The following is a 15,694-nucleotide window of genomic DNA, read 5'->3' on the forward strand; positions in this document are numbered from 1 at the left end:
GCGTGCATACTCGGTATACATACTGAGTATGTCCATCCGTCACGGCCTTCTCGCACTGCTCGAAAGGGGTCCTCGGTACGGCTCCCAGCTGCGTACCGAGTTCGAATCCCGTACCGGCTCCACCTGGCCGCTCAACGTCGGGCAGGTCTACACGACCCTCGCCCGGCTGGAGCGCGACGGCCTCGTCGCCCCCGGCGGCGAGGACCCGGCCGGCCACACGCTCTACGCCATCACCGACACCGGACGCGCCGAACTGCACGCCTGGTACGAGCGCCCCGTCGACCGCACCAACCCGCCGCGCGACGAGCTGTCCATCAAGCTCGCCATGGCCGTCGGCGCTCCGGGCGTCGACATCCGCGCGGTCATCCAGTCCCAACGACACGCCACCATCCAGGCGATGCAGGACTACACCCGGCTCAAAGCCCAGGCGCTCGCCGCGATCGAGAGCGGCAAGACCCGTGAACGCGACGACCTGGCCTGGCTGCTGGTCCTGGAACAGCTGATCTTCCAGACCGAGGCCGAAGCGCGCTGGCTCGACCACTGCGAGACACGGCTCGTGCGGCTCTCCCACACGGCCGCTCCGACCGCCGAAGAGCCCGGCCCGCCGCCGGCCACGTCCACTCCGGTGGCCGCCACCCCGGCCGGCTCGCCCCAGGCTGCCTCCACCCCGGCCACCTTCGCCCAGGCCGCTTCCACCCAGGCCGTTGACGCGCCCGCCGACGCGCCCGCCGCGGCGGCCGTGAGCGGCCCCGGCGCCGCGGCGACCACCGACCCGCACCGCACCGCACGCCCGCGGCGGCGCTGAACCACCGTTCCAGGGGGGACCCACATGCCCGACCAGCACACGCAGCGCCCCGTACTCCAGTTGGAGAAACTCGTCCGGACGCACGGCAGCGGCGCCACCGAGGTGCACGCCCTGCGCGGCATCGACTTGGCCGTCCACCCCGGCGAACTCGTCGCCGTCATGGGCCCCTCCGGCTCCGGCAAGTCCACGCTGCTCACCCTCGCCGGCGGACTCGACACCCCGAGCTCCGGCCGCGTCATCGTCGAGGGCACCGACCTCACCACCGCGAGCCGCGGGCAACTGGCCGCCCTGCGCCGCCGCAGCATCGGGTACGTCTTCCAGGACTACAACCTGATCCCGGCCCTCACCGCCGCCGAGAACGTGGCGCTGCCCCGCGAACTGGACGGAATATCCGCCCGCAAGGCGCGCGCCTCGGCGCTGGCCGCGCTGGAGGAGATGAACCTCGGGCAGCTCGCCGACCGGTTCCCCGACGAGATGTCCGGCGGTCAGCAACAGCGCGTGGCCATCGCCCGCGCCCTGGTCGGCGACCGCCGTCTGGTCCTCGCCGACGAGCCCACCGGCGCCCTCGACTCCGAGACCGGCGAGTCCGTCCTCGCGCTGCTGCGCTCGCGCTGTGACGCCGGTGCCGCCGGCATCCTGGTCACCCATGAGCCGCGGTTCGCCGCCTGGGCCGACCGGGTCGTGTTCCTGCGGGACGGCAGCGTCGTGGACTCGACGGTACGCAGCGGGGCCGATTCGCTGCTCTCCGGGCGGGTGGCCGGCCTGTGAGCCCGTCGTCCCGGCCGTCGGCCGACCCGTCGTCCCGGCCGTCGTCCCGGCCGTCGTCAAGGACCTCGTCCTTTCCTTCGTCCTGGTACCACGGGTGGGTCGCGGCGGTCCGCATCGCCCGCCGTGACGCCTGGCGTGCCAAGGGACGCAGCGCCCTCGTCCTGGCGATGATCGCCCTGCCGATCGTCGGCGTGAGCGCCGTCGACCTGACATGGCGCAGCTCCGAACTCTCCACCGAGCAGTCCCTGTCCCGGCAGATCGGCGCCGCCGACGCGCGGCTGAACGCCACCTCCTTCGGCTCGGCCGTCTACCAGAACCCGTCGGGTGACCGGTACGAACCCGTCGGCGGCTACCGGGACTTCGACCCCTCGAAGGCGAAGCACGAGAACGTTCCGGTCCCGTCCCTCCTCCCGCCGGGTGCCCAGACCCTTCAGGACAGCCACGGCAGCGCGAAGGTCCGCACCACCCACGGACTGCTCGACACCGATCTGCGCGAGGTGGACACGGCCAGCCCGCTCGTGGAGGGGATGCTCACCCTCAAGCGGGGCCGGCTGCCCGCCGTGGCGGGGGAGGTCATCGCCACCGACTCCTTCCTCAAGGAGTCCGGTTTCTTCGTCGGGTCCGAGCTGACCCCTCGGGGCGCGACCCGGTCCTACCGGATCGTGGGCGCGTACGAGCTTCCGTCCGCGCTCAACACCCCACAGATCATCGCGCCGCCCCGGACCCTGCTCGGCCCGCTCGACCGGGCCCTCACACAGGCCGGCGCGCAAGGGCTGGGCGTCGACGACACCTTCCTCGTCAAGGTCGGCGGTGATGGTTTCACGTGGAACATGGTGCGGGCGGCCAACGCCAAGGGCTTCCTCGCCGTCTCGCGCACCGTCGCCCTCCACCCGCCGGCGGATTCCGACGTCCCGCTGTACGCGCAGCAGCGCAAGGAAGGCAGTGCAGACGACTACGACGGCTCGTCGGCGCGAGCGGTCGAACTGACCGTGCTCGCCACGGTCGTGGGCCTCGCCATGCTGGAGGTCTGCCTGCTGGCCGGTCCGGCGTTCGCCGTCGGTGCCCGGCGTTCCGCGCGCCAACTCGGCCTGGTCGGGGCCAATGGCGGCGACCGGCGGCACATCCGGGCCATCGTCCTGTCCGGCGGCCTGGTGATCGGCGCGGCGTCCGCCATCGTGGGCACCGCCCTCGGCGTGGCCCTCACCGTCGGGCTCCGGCCGGTGCTGGAGGAGTACCTGGGGCTGCGCTGGGGCGGGTTCGAGGTCCGGCCGCTGGAACTGGCCGCCGTCGCGCTGGTCGCCGTACTGACGGGCCTGCTCGCCGCGATCGTCCCCGCCGTCACCGCCTCCCGGCAGACCGTCCTGGCCTCGCTGACGGGTCGTCGCGGGGTCCGGCGTGCCAACCGCGTGCTGCCCGTCATCGGGATCGTCGCCATCGCGGCGGGCGCCGCGCTCGCCCTGTACGGGGCCCTCTCCGGGATGGGCACCCTGGTCGTGGCGGGTGGCAGCGCCTTGGCCGAACTGGGCGTCGTCGCCCTGACACCGACGCTGGTCGGGCTGTTCGGGCGGGCCGGGCGGTGGCTGCCGCTGTCGCCGCGGCTCGCGCTGCGCGACGCCGTGCGCAACCGGGGGCGTACGGCGCCGGCGGTGGCGGCCGTGCTCGCCGCCGTGGCCGGAACCGTGGCGGTGGCCACGTACCAGCACAGCAAGGACCTCCAGGCCCGGCACGAGTACGTGGCCTCGCTGCCGGCCGGTGCGGGCATGCTGACGAACCGGGAGGACGACCGCTCCAGGGACGTGCCCGCCGCGCGCCAGGCCCTTGCCAAGGAGTTCTCCCTGGCCGTACGGGCGGACGTGGACCGGGTCGTGGTGGGCAAGCCGTCCTGTGACGCGTACTCCACCGAGCCGGGCTGCGGGCGACTGGAGATCATCAAGCCGCCGGAGAACCGCTGTCCGCTCTACGAGTCGAAGAACGGGTCGTCCGACTTCAGTCGGGAACGGCTGCGCGCCCTGCGCAAGGACTGGCGTTGCAAGGAGCAGCAGTACATGCAGCCGCGCGACACGGTCGTGGCCGACGAGAAGCTGCTCACGGTGCTCGGGGTCAGCGACCCGGGCGCGGCCGCCGCGCTGCGGTCCGGGCAGGCCGTCTCGTTCGACCGGCGCAACGTCAAGGCCGACAAGATCACCCTGCGGGTCGTCACCGACGACGGCCAGGAGCAGGGCACGCCGCGGGCCGGTGACGACCCGAAGGGAGTCGACAAGGTGTTCCCGGTCCACCAGACGCCCGACACGGTCACCGGATACGGGATCGAGGTGGTCCTGCCACCCGGGGCGGTGCGGGCGGCTGGCCTGGGCACGGCGCCGTTCGGCACCTACTTCACCCTCGCGGAGAAGCCGACGAGTGCCCAACGCCAGGCGCTGGCGGCCGGGATCGACCGGATCGGCATCGACGCCCCCGTCACGATCGAGGAGGGCTACCAGGGCAGGGACAGTCTGGCGATCCTCGCCCTGACGATCTTCGCGGGACTGGTCACCATCGGGGCGGCGGGCATCGCCACCGGCCTGGCACAGGCCGACGCCGAGGCCGACCTCAAGACGCTGGCCGCCGTCGGGGCGCCGCCGCGGGTGCGGCGGACGCTGAGCGGGTTCCAGTGCGGGGTGGTGGCCCTCATGGGCGTCGCCCTCGGCACCGCCGCCGGGCTGTTGCCGGCCGCGGGGCTGCGGCTGACCGAACGGCACGCGCTGGAAGGGCTGATCTCGCACTCCGGCTCGGACCAGATCGCCTACGTGCCGTTCGCGGTGCCGTGGGAGACGCTGGGCGGGCTGCTGGTGCTGGTCCCGCTGGGGGCCGCGGTGCTGGCGGCGTTGGTGACGAGGTCGAGCGGCGCGCTGGCGCGGCGCGCGACGGGCTGACCGACGGGCTGACCGGCGGCTGATCAGCGGAGCTCACTGTTTGATTACGGGCCCTCGCACAGGGTGGATCACGCCTGTGCGGGGGCACACCGTGGGAGTACGGAGGTGTGCGAGAGAATGGCGGCATGGAGATGCCGAGGAGTGAACGGTCGCAGGACAGCCCCCCGCACGTCCTGATCGTGGGACAAGACGGGTCGGCGGTCGGCGACGCCGATGACGAGTCGCGCGAGGTCCCGGTGACGGAGATGGTCGAACAGCCCGCCAAGGTCATGCGGATCGGCAGCATGATCAAGCAACTCCTGGAAGAGGTACGCGCCGCACCTCTCGACGAGGCGAGCCGGGTCCGGCTCAAGGACATCCATGCCGCGTCGGTGAAGGAACTGGAAGACGGCCTCGCCCCGGAGTTGGTCGAGGAACTGGAGCGCCTGTCCCTGCCGTTCACGGAGGAGGCGATCCCGTCGGAGGCGGAACTCCGGATCGCGCAGGCGCAGTTGGTGGGCTGGCTGGAGGGTCTCTTCCACGGGATCCAGACGGCCCTGTTCGCGCAGCAGATGGCGGCGCGGGCGCAACTGGAACAGATGCGCCGCGCCCTCCCGCCGGGCGCGTCCCACGAGGACGACGAAGAAGGCCCCCACGGCGCCATCCGCTCGGGCCCCTACCTCTAACCCCCGCCACCCCGCGCCCCACCCGGAGCGCGGGGCCGGCCCACCGCCCGCCGGATCCAGCCCCGCCGGCGCTTGAGGCGCGAGGCAGGGGGCGGAGCCCCGGTCGGTGGGCCGCACCCACCCGACACGGGACCCGTCCTCACGGCCGACAGGGCGGCCCCCGGCGCAGGCCGGAACCGGCCCGCAACACACCCCCCGCATACTCATCGGTATGAGCTACGACGCGATCGTCCTCGCCGGCGGCGCCGCGCAGCGACTGGGCGGGGCCGACAAACCCGGCCTGCACGTCGGCGGCCGCACCCTCCTCGACCGCGTCCTCGACGCCTGCGCCGACGCCGACACCACCGTCGTCGTCGGCACCCGCCGCCCCACCACCCGCCCCGTCCGCTGGACCCGCGAGGACCCGCCCGGCGGCGGCCCCGTGGCCGCGCTCGACGCCGGGCTCCACCGGACCTCGGCCGCACGGGTCCTCGTACTCTCCGCCGACCTTCCCTTCCTGGACCGGGACACCGTCCGTGCCCTGCTCGACGCGCCCGGCCCCGACGGGGTCATGCTCCGCGACCCCGACGGCCGCGACCAGCCCCTCGTCGCCGCCTACCGCACCGAGCCCCTGCGCCGCGAAATCGCCCTGCTGGCCACCGAACACGGCACCCTGGCCGGGCTGCCGCTGCGCGCCCTCACCGCCGAACTGGACCTCACCACCGTCACCGGCGCTGCGCCACTCGCCTCCTTCGACTGCGACACCTGGGACGATCTCGCGACGGCCCGCGCCCGGATCAGAGAGCATGGGACCGTGCTGGAGCAATGGATCACCGCCGTCAAGAACGAGCTGGGCATCGACCTCCCCGTCGACACCAAAGCCCTCCTCGACCTCGCCCGTGACGCCGCCCACGGCGTCGACCGGCCCGCCGCCCCGCTGACCACCTTTCTCGTGGGGTACGCCGCGGCCCGCGCCGAGGCGACCGGGGCGGACCCCGCCCAGGCCGTCGCCGACGCCTCCCGCAAGGCCGCCGCCCTGGCCCTGCGCTGGGCCGACGAGGCCCCCGCGGCCGGAACGGAAACCGGCACCGGATGACCCGCACCGACGCAGACCGCGCCTTGGACGAGGCCCTCGCCCTGGTGAGCCGCGATCCCTCGCCCTCCGCGTCGGGCGCCCCGGGCGCGTCCGGCCCCCTCGACGCGCCCGACGCGGCCCGCGCCGCCGGCGGCCACCGCGCCGCGTCCTGGCCCCGGGCCCGGGAAACCGCCATCCGGGCCGGTTCGGGCGTCCGCGCCCGCAGCCACCGCGTCCCGCTCGCCGACGCCCTCGGCGAGGTGCTGACCGCGCCCCTGGACGCCCTCACGGACCTGCCCTCCTTCGACACCTCCGCCATGGACGGCTGGGCCGTGGCCGGTCCCGGCCCGTGGTCCGTGCGGCCCGGCGCCGGGATACTGGCCGGCTCCGACCGGCCCGAGCCCCTCGCCGACGGCGAGGCCGTGCCGATCGCCACCGGCGCCCGTATCCCCGCGGACACCACCGCCGTCATCCGCAGCGAGCACGCCCGCGAGGACGGCGGCCAGTTGTACGCCCAGCGGCCCGTCGTCACCGGCCAGGACATCCGCCCGCGCGGCCAGGAGTGCCGTTCCGGCGAGTTGCTCCTGCCGGCGGGCTCTCTGGTCACCCCGGCCCTGCTCGGATTGGCCGCGGCCGCCGGATACGACGAGCTGGAGACCCGGCCCAGGCCCACCGCGGAAATCCTGGTGCTCGGCGACGAGTTGCTCACCGAGGGCCGCCCCCACGACGGCCTCATCCGCGACGCCCTCAGTCCCATGCTCGGCCCCTGGCTGGAGCGGCTCGGCGCCGAAGTCACCGGCACACGACGGCTCGGCGACGATCCGGCCGGGGCCGAGGCCCTGTTCGAGGCCGTCACCACGTCCACCGCCGATCTGATCGTCACCACCGGCGGCACCGCCTCGGGCCCCGTCGACCACGTCCACCCCGTCCTGAGCCGGGCCGGGGCGGAGCTGCTCATCGACGGGGTCGCCGTACGCCCCGGGCATCCGATGCTGCTGGCCCGGATCGGCGACCGGGTCGACGGCCGTCACCTGGTGGGGCTGCCCGGCAATCCGCTGGCCGCCGTCTCCGGACTGCTGACGCTCGCCGAACCGCTGTTGCGCGCGCTCGCTGGTCGGCGCAGGCGCCCGCGATACGCCGTTCCGGTGCAGGGCGATGTCCCCGGCCACCCGTACGACACCCGGCTCGTGCCGGTGCTCCTCACCGAGGAACACGCGGTGCCGCTGCGCTACCACGGTCCGGCGATGCTCCGCGGTGTGGCGGCCGCCGACGCGCTGGCCGTCGTACCGCCGCACGGCGCGCGGTCGGGGCAGGAGTTGGAGATGCTCGACCTGCCCTGGGCCTCGGGAGGATGTTTCACGTGAAACAGCCCGGCCAGGACGCGATGGCCCGGCAAGCGGACGAGGCGCTCGTGGCGCGGCGGGTCACCCTGCCCAAGCGCGTCGTCCAGAAGCCGTTGCGGCAGGTGGCACGACGGCTGCTGGTGGCCTTCTTCGTGATGTGCCTGACCGTGCTGATCGTGTGGCTCGACCGCGACGGCTATCACGACAACGCCAACGAGACGGTCGACTTCCTGGACTGCGTCTACTACGCGACCGTGACGCTCTCGACGACCGGCTACGGCGATATCGTCCCGTACAGCGCCAGCGCACGGCTGACCAACGTCCTGCTGATCACGCCGTTGCGCGTGCTGTTCCTGATCATCCTGGTCGGAACCACCCTGGAGGTCCTGACCGAGCGGACCCGGGAAGAGTGGCGGCTGAACCGCTGGAGGAAGAACGTGCGTGACCACACGGTCGTCGTCGGGTTCGGCACGAAGGGCCGCTCTGCCCTCCAGACGCTGCTGGCCACCGGCCTGCGCAAGGACCAGATCGTGATCGTCGATCCGAGCTCCAAGGTGATCGACGTGGCGGCCGCCGAGGGTTTCACCGGAGTCGTCGGCGACGCCACCCGCTCGGATGTGCTGCTGCGGGCCGAACTGCCCAGGGCCCGGCAGATCGTCATCGCCACACAACGCGACGACACCGCGGTGCTGGTGACGTTGACGGCGCGCCAGCTGAACCGGGGCGCGAAGATCGTGGCGGCGGTCCGGGAAGAGGAGAACGCGCCGCTGCTGCGACAGTCCGGGGCGGACGCGGTCATCACGAGCGCGAGCGCGGCGGGCCGGCTGCTGGGCCTGTCGGTGCTCAGCCCCAGCGCGGGCACCGTGATGGAGGACCTGATCCAGCAGGGCAGCGGCCTGGACCTGATCGAACGACCCGTCACCCGACCCGAGGTCGGCAAGGGTGTGCGGGAGACGGACGACCTGGTGGTGAGTGTGCTGCGGGGGCACCGGCTGCTCGCCTACGACGATCCACAGGCGAGCCCGCTCCAGTCGACGGACCGTCTGATCACCATCGTCCGCGCGGGCCCGGCCGCTTCGCCGGGGCTTGTCGGTTAGCTGCCGGCCGGGTCGGCGGGGCCGCCGTCGTGCCATCGGGGGCCGTCACCGGTGCGGTGGGGGCCCGGTTCGCGTAGCCTCCGGGCCATGCATGCGATCACCATCGAGAAGCCCGGCGGAGCCGAGGCCCTGGTGTGGGCCGAAGCACCCGATCCGGTGGCAGGCCAGGGCGAGGTACTCGTCGAGGTCGCGGCGAGCGCCGTGAACCGCGCGGACGTCCTTCAGCGGCAGGGCTTCTACGACCCCCCGCCCGGCGCCTCCCGCCATCCGGGCCTGGAGTGTTCGGGGCGGATCGTCTCGGTCGGACAGGGCGTCTCCGGCTGGTCGGTGGGGGACGAGGTGTGCGCGCTGCTGGCCGGCGGCGGCTATGCGGAGCGGGTCGCGATCCCGGCGGGGCAACTGCTTCCGGTGCCGGCCGGGGTGGACCTGGTGACGGCCGCCGCGCTGCCCGAGGTGGTGACGACGGTCTGGTCGAACGTGTTCATGGTGGCCGGGCTCCGTCCCGGCGAGACCCTGCTGGTGCACGGCGGGTCCAGCGGCATCGGCACGATGGCGATCCAGCTCGGCAAGGCGGTCGGCGCCCGGGTGGCGGTGACGGCCGGCGGCAAGGAGAAACTGGCGCGCTGTGCGGAACTGGGCGCCGACATCCTGATCGACTACCGCGAGCAGGACTTCGTGGAAGAGCTTCGGGCCGCGACGGACGGGGCCGGGGCGGACGTGATCCTGGACATCGTCGGTGCGAAGTACCTGGCGCGGAACCTGGACGCGCTGGCCGTGAACGGCCGACTCGCGGTGATCGGGCTCCAGGGCGGGGTGAAGGCGGAGCTCAACCTGGGTGCGCTGATGGCCAAGCGGGCGGCGGTCACCGCGACCTCCCTGCGGTCCCGGCCGCTGGAGGAGAAGGCGGCGATCGTGGCGGCGGTGCGGGAGCACGTGTGGCCGCTCGTGTCGACGGGCCGGGTCCGGCCGGTGGTGCACGCGACGTACCCGATGGCGCAAGCGGCCGAGGCACACCGGGTGATGGAGTCCAGCGCGCACGTCGGCAAGCTGCTGTTGACCGTCTGACGCCCGGTCCTCCGAGGGCCGCCGCGACGGGCCCGCCAGGGCGCGGGCGCTGCGGTCCCTCCCCGGGCGCATCGGCGAACTCGCCACCGCCGCCGGTTGCACCGCACCGGGTGGGAGGCGACCGTGCTGAAATGGGCCGCCGTGCCGCCGACGCGGGGGCCGCGATCCCGCTCGGGGTCGACGGGGTACGGACGTTGGACGCCCCGGGTGGGGGCCGGGCCGTACGGAACGTCGCCCGGTGCCCGTACACGGGCGGCACCCGCGCCCGGACGGGCGCGGCGGTCCCGGATGGACGGCGCGGCGGCGGAGCGGACGCTCGGCATCGGTCCGCCGGGCCGGACGGTTTCGGACGCCCACGGCGTCACCCCCGGCCGTCCCCGTCCGCGCGATCCTCCGCCACGCCACCTGGCCCCCGCCCCAGCGAGGGCCCCGGGTGCGGCCCCGGAGCCGGCGGGGACGGCGGGCGGCCCCCGACAGCCCCTGGCCCACCCGGCGACACGCCGGGACGGGACACGAGACAGCCGGGCCAGGAAACGGCGGAAGGGCGCGCCCGGTCGCACGGCGCGCCCTTCGGGTTTTCCCCCGGAGGGTTACAGCGAGCGCAACAGCACCGCCGGGGATTCCACGCAGTCGGCCACGTACCGCAGGAAGCCCCCGGCCGTACCGCCGTCGCAGACCCGGTGGTCGAAGGTGAGCGACAGCTGCACCACCTGCCGTACCGCCAGCTCGCCCCGGTGTACCCACGGCTTCGGGATGATCCGGCCGACGCCCAGCATGGCCGCCTCGGGGTGGTTGATGATCGGCGTCGAGCCGTCGACCCCGAACACGCCGTAGTTGTTCAGCGTGAACGTGCCGCCCGTGAGGTCCGCCGGTGCCAGCTTCCCGGCCCGCGCCAGCTCCGTGAGCCGGGCGAACTCCGCCGACAGGGACTCGGGACTGCGCGTCTGGGCGTCCCGGACCACCGGGACCATCAGTCCCCGCTCGGTCTGCGCGGCGAAGCCCAGGTGCACGGCCGGGAGCCGGACGATCTCCTTCGCCGCCAAGTCCACGGTGGAGTTGAGCTCCGGGTACTTCGCGAGCGCGGCCGTGCAGATCCGGGCCAGCAGCGCCAGCACCGAGATCTTGGGGCCGCCCACGGCGTTCATCGCGGCCCGCGCCGCCATCAGCTCCGTGGCGTCCGCGTCCACCCAGCAGGTGGCCTCCGGGATCTCGCGGCGGCTCCGCGACAGCTTCTCCGCCACCGCGCCCCGCAGCCCCTTGAGCGGGATCCGCTCACCCGCGTCCGCGGCGGTGGCCACCGGCGCGGCCACCGGCGCGGCTTCCGTTGTCTGCGCGACCTCCGCCCGCAGCGCCGCCTCCACGTCCGCTCGCAGGATCAGCCCCTCGGGACCCGACCCCCGCAGCGCCCGCAGATCGACCCCGTTGTCCCGGGCCAGCTTCCGTACGAGCGGCGAGATCACCGGAACCGGCCCCACCGCGACCGGAGCCACGGCGGCCGGAGCCGGAGCAACCGGCGCCATCGCGACCGGCGCCACGGCCACCCGGTCCGGAGCCACCGGAGCCACGGCGGCCGACGCCCCGGGCCGGATCCGCCGCCTGCGCGCCGGCCGCGAGTGGTCCGTGCCGTACCCGACCAGCACGTTGCCCGAGCCGGCCGACTCCGCCGACTCCGCCGCCCCCGAAGAGGCCGCCGGCTCCGCCGGACCCTGACCCACCGCCACCGTGATCAGCGGAGCGCCGACCGGCAGTTCGGTCCCCTCCTCCCCGAACCGGGCGGTGACCACGCCCCCGTACGGGCACGGCACCTCCACCATCGCCTTGGCCGTCTCGACCTCGACCACCGGCTGGTCGATCTCGACCACGTCACCGACCGCCACCAGCCAGCGGACGATCTCCGCCTCGGTCAGTCCCTCTCCGAGGTCGGGCAGCTTGAACTCCAGTACCTGCGGCATCAGTTCTCCCACTGCAGGCGTCCCACGGTGTCCAGGATCCGGTCCACGCCCGGCAGGTGGTGCTTCTCCAACATCGGGGGCGGGTAAGGGATGTCGAACCCCGTCACCCGCAGCACCGGCGCCTCAAGGTGGTGGAAGCACCGCTCCGTCACGCGGGCGGCGATCTCCGCGCCCGGCCCGCCGAAGCCCCCGGCCTCGTGGACCACCACCGCGCGCCCTGTCCGACGTACCGACGCGACCACCGTCTCCTCGTCGAACGGGACCAGCGAGCGCAGGTCCACGACCTCCAGGTCCCAGCCCTCCTCGCGCGCCGCCTCGGCGGCCTCCAGGCACACCGGCAGGGACGGCCCGTAGGTGATCAGCGTCGCGCTCGTGCCCGCCCGCCGCACCAGCGCCTTGCCGATGCCCGGAACCTCCGCCGGCGCATCGGGCGACCACGGCGCCTTCGACCAGTACAGCCGCTTCGGCTCCAGGAACACCACCGGGTCATCGCTCGCGATGGACGCGCGCAGCAGTCCGTACGCGTCCTCGACGGTCGCCGGCGTGACCACGGTCAGGCCGGGCGTCGCCACGTAGTACGCCTCGGAGGAGTCGCTGTGGTGCTCCACCCCGCCGATCCCGCCGCCGTACGGCACGCGGATGGTGATCGGCAGCGGCATCGCGCCCCGCGTCCGGTTGCGCATCTTCGCCACGTGCGAGATCAGCTGCTCGAAGGCCGGGTACGCGAACGCGTCGAACTGCATCTCCACGACCGGCCGCAGCCCGTACATGGCCATGCCCACCGCGGCGCCCAGGATTCCGGCCTCCGCGAGCGGGGTGTCCGTACAGCGGTCCTCGCCGAATTCCTTCGCGAGGCCGTCCGTGATCCGGAAGACCCCGCCGAGCGTGCCGACGTCCTCGCCCATCACGTGGACCGTCGGGTCCTCGGCCATCGCGTCGCGCATCGCCCTGCCGAGGGCCTGCGCCATGGTCGCCGGCTTCGTCTCCGGCCGCACCGCCACCGTCGCCATCACTCGTTCTCCGCTTCCAGTTCGGCGCGCAGCAGCTCCGCCTGCTCGCGCAGCCGCCCGGTCTGCTCCGCGTAGACGTGCGCGAAGAGGTCCATCGGGTCGAGCACCGGCTCGGCGTTCATCGCGTCCCGCAGGGCCGCCGCCATCGCCTCGGCCGCGTCCTTGGCCACCTGTATGCCCTCCGCGTCCAGCAGCCCGCGCGAGGTCAGCTCGCGCTCCAGCAGCGCCACCGGGTCGTGCGCCTTCCACGCCTCGACCTCCGCGTCCGTGCGGTAGCGCGTCGCGTCGTCGGCGTTGGTGTGCGCCTCGATCCGGTAGGTGACCGCCTCGATCAGCGTCGGACCGCCGCCCGAGCGCGCCCGCTCGACGGCCTCGGTCAGCACCTCGTGCATCGCGGCGATGTCGTTCCCGTCGACCAGCCGGCCGGGCATCCCGTACCCGACGGCCTTGTGGGCCAGGGTCGGGGCCGCGGTCTGCTTGGCGAGCGGGACGGATATCGCGAAGCCGTTGTTCTGGACCAGGAAGACCACTGGCGCCTGCCACACGGCGGCGAAGTTCAGCGCCTCGTGGAAGTCGCCCTCGCTGGTGCCGCCGTCGCCGACCATGGCCAGCGCGACCACGTCGTCCCCGCGCAGCCGGGCGGCGTGCGCCAGGCCCACGGCGTGCGGCAGCTGGGTGGCGAGCGGGGTGCTCAGCGGGGCTATGCGGTGCTCGCGCGGGTCGTAGCCCGTGTGCCAGTCGCCGCGCAGCAGGGTCAGCGCCTGTACGGGGTCCAGGCCGCGCGCCACGGCCGCCAGGGTGTCCCGGTAGCTGGGGAAGAGCCAGTCCCGGTCCTCCAGGACCAGCGCGGCGGCGATCTCGCACGCCTCCTGGCCCACGGTGGACGGGTAGACGGCGAGCCGCCCCTGTCGGGTGAGCGCGGTGGCCTGGGCGTTGTAGCGGCGTCCGCGCACCAGCTCGGCGTAGTACCGGCGCATCAGCCCGGCATCGAGCTTGTCCGCCGCCGGAGTGCCCAGCACACGGTAGGGCTCGGGGTCCGGGAGCAGCGCGGCGGCGTCCTTGCGCGGCCTCCAGGCGGGCGGCGGGGTCGAACGGTGGGACGCCCCGGCACCGGGCAGCTCTTGGACCGTCATGGCGGCGTACACCTCCTCGTAGGAAGCGGGCATGAGTGCCCCGGGTGTGAGGCCCCTCACCTACCGATTGTTCGGTTGTCTGCGCAATTTGGCTACAGGCACCTCCAGGCTGTGGACAAAGTGGCGTCGGGGCCGTGGGATGGATGCAGGACGTCCAGGAGAGGGAGGCAGTGGGCAATGCCGGATGAACAAATGGCCGCGGCGGGCTCCGAGGGGGGCGCCGGACCCGTCCCGCCCGGAGGCGCCAAAGGGGCCCCTCCCGCACCGCCCACCCCGTCCGGACCACCACCCGGCGCCGCCGCCGCGTCCTCCTCGCCGTCCTCCTCGCCGTCCTCCGCCGCGTCCGCCCCACCCGTCCCGCCCCGGCCCTTGGACCCGATCGACCGGTCGATCCTGCGGCTGCTCCAGGCGGACGGCCGGGCCTCGATACGGTCGGTCGCCGAGCAGGTCCACGTATCCCGGGCCAACGCCTACGCGCGGATCAACCGGCTCATCGACGACGGCGTGATCCAGGGCTTCACGGCCCGGGTGAACCACGAACGCGCGGGTCAGGGCGCATCGGCGTACATCACGTTGAAGATCGTCCAGAACTCGTGGCGCACGGTCCGCGAGAAGCTCCGCGAGCTCCCGGGCGCCGCGCACATCGCCCTGGTCAGCGGCGACTTCGACGTGCTCCTGCTGGTGCACACCCCGGACAACCGGACCCTGCGCGAGCTGGTCCTCACCCGCCTCCAGTCGATCCCGGAAGTGCTGTCCACGCGCACGCTGCTGGTGTTCGAGGAAACGGATCTGTTGGAGCCCGGCCCGGCCGGGGGCCCGGCCCTCGCCTCGCTCAACCCGCTCCCCCCGCTCACCGAGGAGCAGCCGTAGTCGGAGCCGCAGGAGCAGCCGTAGGCCGGACGAGGGCGCGCAGCTCGCCGAAGAGTTCCGCGACGGCCGCGTCCGCCGCCGGCACGAGGGCGTCGTAGTTCAGGAAACCGTGGACGAGGCCGGGGTAGTGGTGTGAGCGCACGGCGACGCCCGCGGCCTCCAGGGCCCGGGCGTAGGCCAGTACCTGGTCCCGCAGCGGGTCGAACTCCCCGACGCCGATCACCGCCGGGGCCAGGTCCCGGTGGTCCTCGGCGAGCAGCGGCGAGGCCCGGCCGTCCGCGGCGGTTGCGGGGTCGTCGCCGACGTAGAGCAGGATGTCGTCCTCGATCTCCGCCGTGGTCAGCACATAGCCGGTGGCGTTCTCCTCCATCGACGGGTAGCCGCCGCGGCCGGTCAGGTCGGTGACGGGGTACGCCAGCAACTGGGCGGCGACCGGTGTGCCGGCGTCGCGCAGGGCCGCGGCGACGGCGGCGGCGAGATTGGCGCCCGCGCTGTCCCCCGCGAGGGCGAACACACCGCTGCCGCCGCCGAAGCGCTCGGGGTGGCCGGCGACGTCCCGGGCTACGGCGAGGCAGTCCTCGTAGGCGGCCGGGAAGGGGTGCTCGGGCGCGAGCCGGTAGTCGACGGCGACCACGACCGCCTCCACGTCGCGGCACAGGCGGCGGCAGACCGCGTCGTGGGTTTCCAGGTCACCGACGATGAACCCGCCGCCGTGACAGAAGACGACCGCCGGGGCGGGTCCCGCGGGCCGCGGGCGGTAGATCCTTACGGGGACCCCGGCGAGGGTGTCGTCCGCGACGGAGCCCACGGCGAGCGGTGGGTCGGGCGCGACGGCGAGCGCGAGCCGCCGGTTGCCGGACCGCCGCTCGGCCATGCCCGGCGGCGGGCCGGGCGGCGGCCCGGCGACGCCGAGGCGGTGCATGAGCGCGGCGATGTCCGGGTCCAGGGGCATGCGGCCATCGTCACCGCGGCGGCCGGCGGGCGCCGCACGGACGGAGCCGTTCAGGTGGCGGCGGACGC

General features: G+C 74.0%; 13 protein-coding genes. 9 read left to right on the plus strand and 4 right to left on the minus strand.

Annotated features, from left to right (window positions below; all coding sequences use genetic code 11):
- Positions 1-28: 28 nt before the first annotated feature.
- From ACFVXJ_RS10635 to ACFVXJ_RS10670, 8 genes are all read left to right on the plus strand, one after another.
- On the plus strand, positions 29-805 hold the full coding sequence (locus tag ACFVXJ_RS10635; RefSeq protein WP_389661322.1) for a helix-turn-helix transcriptional regulator: 777 nt from the start codon (positions 29-31) through the stop codon (positions 803-805).
- A 24-nt stretch (positions 806-829) separates the two neighbouring features.
- The gene (locus ACFVXJ_RS10640) at positions 830-1,573 is read left to right on the plus strand and encodes an ABC transporter ATP-binding protein (RefSeq protein ID WP_389661324.1); all 744 of its coding nucleotides are present in this window, start codon (positions 830-832) and stop codon (positions 1,571-1,573) included.
- Positions 1,574-1,740: 167 nt separating this feature from the next.
- A complete protein-coding gene (locus ACFVXJ_RS10645) occupies positions 1,741-4,485 on the plus strand; it encodes an ABC transporter permease (RefSeq protein WP_389661326.1) in 2,745 nt (914 codons plus the stop codon).
- Positions 4,486-4,610: 125 nt separating this feature from the next.
- Positions 4,611-5,150, plus strand: a complete 540-nt coding sequence (locus ACFVXJ_RS10650) for a bacterial proteasome activator family protein (protein WP_361312768.1) — start codon at positions 4,611-4,613, stop codon at positions 5,148-5,150.
- A gap of 211 nt (positions 5,151-5,361) precedes the next feature.
- The gene (locus tag ACFVXJ_RS10655) at positions 5,362-6,225 is read left to right on the plus strand and encodes an NTP transferase domain-containing protein (protein WP_389661328.1); all 864 of its coding nucleotides are present in this window, start codon (positions 5,362-5,364) and stop codon (positions 6,223-6,225) included.
- Positions 6,222-7,568: a molybdopterin molybdotransferase MoeA gene (locus tag ACFVXJ_RS10660; protein ID WP_389661330.1), complete on the plus strand. Its 1,347-nt coding sequence runs from the start codon at positions 6,222-6,224 to the stop codon at positions 7,566-7,568. Before ACFVXJ_RS10655 ends, ACFVXJ_RS10660 begins: the two co-directional genes overlap by 4 nt.
- Entirely contained in the window at positions 7,556-8,644 is a 1,089-nt protein-coding gene (locus tag ACFVXJ_RS10665) for a potassium channel family protein (protein ID WP_389661332.1), read from the plus strand. Before ACFVXJ_RS10660 ends, ACFVXJ_RS10665 begins: the two co-directional genes overlap by 13 nt.
- A gap of 87 nt (positions 8,645-8,731) precedes the next feature.
- Complete coding sequence (locus ACFVXJ_RS10670; RefSeq protein WP_389661334.1) at positions 8,732-9,709, plus strand: NAD(P)H-quinone oxidoreductase; 978 nt, start codon at positions 8,732-8,734, stop codon at positions 9,707-9,709.
- 590 nt (positions 9,710-10,299) lie between these two features.
- On the opposite strand, the gene ACFVXJ_RS10675 is transcribed toward ACFVXJ_RS10670, so the two are convergent.
- Genes ACFVXJ_RS10675 through pdhA form a run of 3 tightly spaced genes read right to left on the minus strand, consistent with a single transcriptional unit; the run spans position 10,300 to position 13,804 of the window.
- Positions 10,300-11,661, minus strand: coding sequence for a dihydrolipoamide acetyltransferase family protein (locus ACFVXJ_RS10675; RefSeq protein WP_389661336.1), 1,362 nt, complete (start codon positions 11,659-11,661; stop codon positions 10,300-10,302).
- On the minus strand, positions 11,661-12,671 hold the full coding sequence (locus ACFVXJ_RS10680; RefSeq protein WP_389661338.1) for an alpha-ketoacid dehydrogenase subunit beta: 1,011 nt from the start codon (positions 12,669-12,671) through the stop codon (positions 11,661-11,663). Before ACFVXJ_RS10680 ends, ACFVXJ_RS10675 begins: the two co-directional genes overlap by 1 nt.
- Positions 12,671-13,804 carry a pyruvate dehydrogenase (acetyl-transferring) E1 component subunit alpha gene (gene pdhA, locus ACFVXJ_RS10685; protein ID WP_389661568.1) on the minus strand — a complete coding sequence of 378 codons (1,134 nt, stop codon included), beginning with the start codon at positions 13,802-13,804 and terminating at the stop codon, positions 12,671-12,673. Before pdhA ends, ACFVXJ_RS10680 begins: the two co-directional genes overlap by 1 nt.
- A 177-nt stretch (positions 13,805-13,981) precedes the next feature.
- Here pdhA and ACFVXJ_RS10690 point away from each other — a divergent pair, with 177 nt between their 5' ends.
- Positions 13,982-14,674, plus strand: coding sequence for an Lrp/AsnC family transcriptional regulator (locus ACFVXJ_RS10690; protein ID WP_389661340.1), 693 nt, complete (start codon positions 13,982-13,984; stop codon positions 14,672-14,674).
- On the opposite strand, the gene ACFVXJ_RS10695 is transcribed toward ACFVXJ_RS10690, so the two are convergent.
- Positions 14,655-15,626, minus strand: coding sequence for an alpha/beta hydrolase (locus tag ACFVXJ_RS10695; RefSeq protein WP_389661342.1), 972 nt, complete (start codon positions 15,624-15,626; stop codon positions 14,655-14,657). The two genes, ACFVXJ_RS10690 and ACFVXJ_RS10695, sit on opposite strands and share 20 nt — an antisense overlap.
- Positions 15,627-15,694: the final 68 nt, after the last annotated feature.

Origin of the sequence: Streptomyces sp. NPDC058279 (assembly GCF_042881255.1) — a bacterium.
Taxonomy (GTDB): Bacteria; Actinomycetota; Actinomycetes; order Streptomycetales; family Streptomycetaceae; genus Streptomyces.

Excerpts from the sequence above, each read along its gene's own strand:
- ACFVXJ_RS10670 (WP_389661334.1), top strand. The coding sequence starts at position 8,732 with ATGCATGCGATCACCATCGAGAAGCCCGGCGGAGCCGAGGCCCTGGTG.
- ACFVXJ_RS10695 (WP_389661342.1), bottom strand. The coding sequence starts at position 15,626 with ATGCCCCTGGACCCGGACATCGCCGCGCTCATGCACCGCCTCGGCGTC.
- ACFVXJ_RS10635 (WP_389661322.1), top strand. The coding sequence starts at position 29 with ATGTCCATCCGTCACGGCCTTCTCGCACTGCTCGAAAGGGGTCCTCGG.
- ACFVXJ_RS10655 (WP_389661328.1), top strand. The coding sequence starts at position 5,362 with ATGAGCTACGACGCGATCGTCCTCGCCGGCGGCGCCGCGCAGCGACTG.
- ACFVXJ_RS10645 (WP_389661326.1), top strand. The coding sequence starts at position 1,741 with ATGATCGCCCTGCCGATCGTCGGCGTGAGCGCCGTCGACCTGACATGG.
- pdhA (WP_389661568.1), bottom strand. The coding sequence starts at position 13,804 with ATGACGGTCCAAGAGCTGCCCGGTGCCGGGGCGTCCCACCGTTCGACC.
- ACFVXJ_RS10650 (WP_361312768.1), top strand. The coding sequence starts at position 4,611 with ATGGAGATGCCGAGGAGTGAACGGTCGCAGGACAGCCCCCCGCACGTC.
- ACFVXJ_RS10690 (WP_389661340.1), top strand. The coding sequence starts at position 13,982 with ATGCCGGATGAACAAATGGCCGCGGCGGGCTCCGAGGGGGGCGCCGGA.
- ACFVXJ_RS10680 (WP_389661338.1), bottom strand. The coding sequence starts at position 12,671 with ATGGCGACGGTGGCGGTGCGGCCGGAGACGAAGCCGGCGACCATGGCG.
- ACFVXJ_RS10675 (WP_389661336.1), bottom strand. The coding sequence starts at position 11,661 with ATGCCGCAGGTACTGGAGTTCAAGCTGCCCGACCTCGGAGAGGGACTG.
- ACFVXJ_RS10640 (WP_389661324.1), top strand. The coding sequence starts at position 830 with ATGCCCGACCAGCACACGCAGCGCCCCGTACTCCAGTTGGAGAAACTC.
- ACFVXJ_RS10665 (WP_389661332.1), top strand. The coding sequence starts at position 7,556 with ATGTTTCACGTGAAACAGCCCGGCCAGGACGCGATGGCCCGGCAAGCG.
- ACFVXJ_RS10660 (WP_389661330.1), top strand. The coding sequence starts at position 6,222 with ATGACCCGCACCGACGCAGACCGCGCCTTGGACGAGGCCCTCGCCCTG.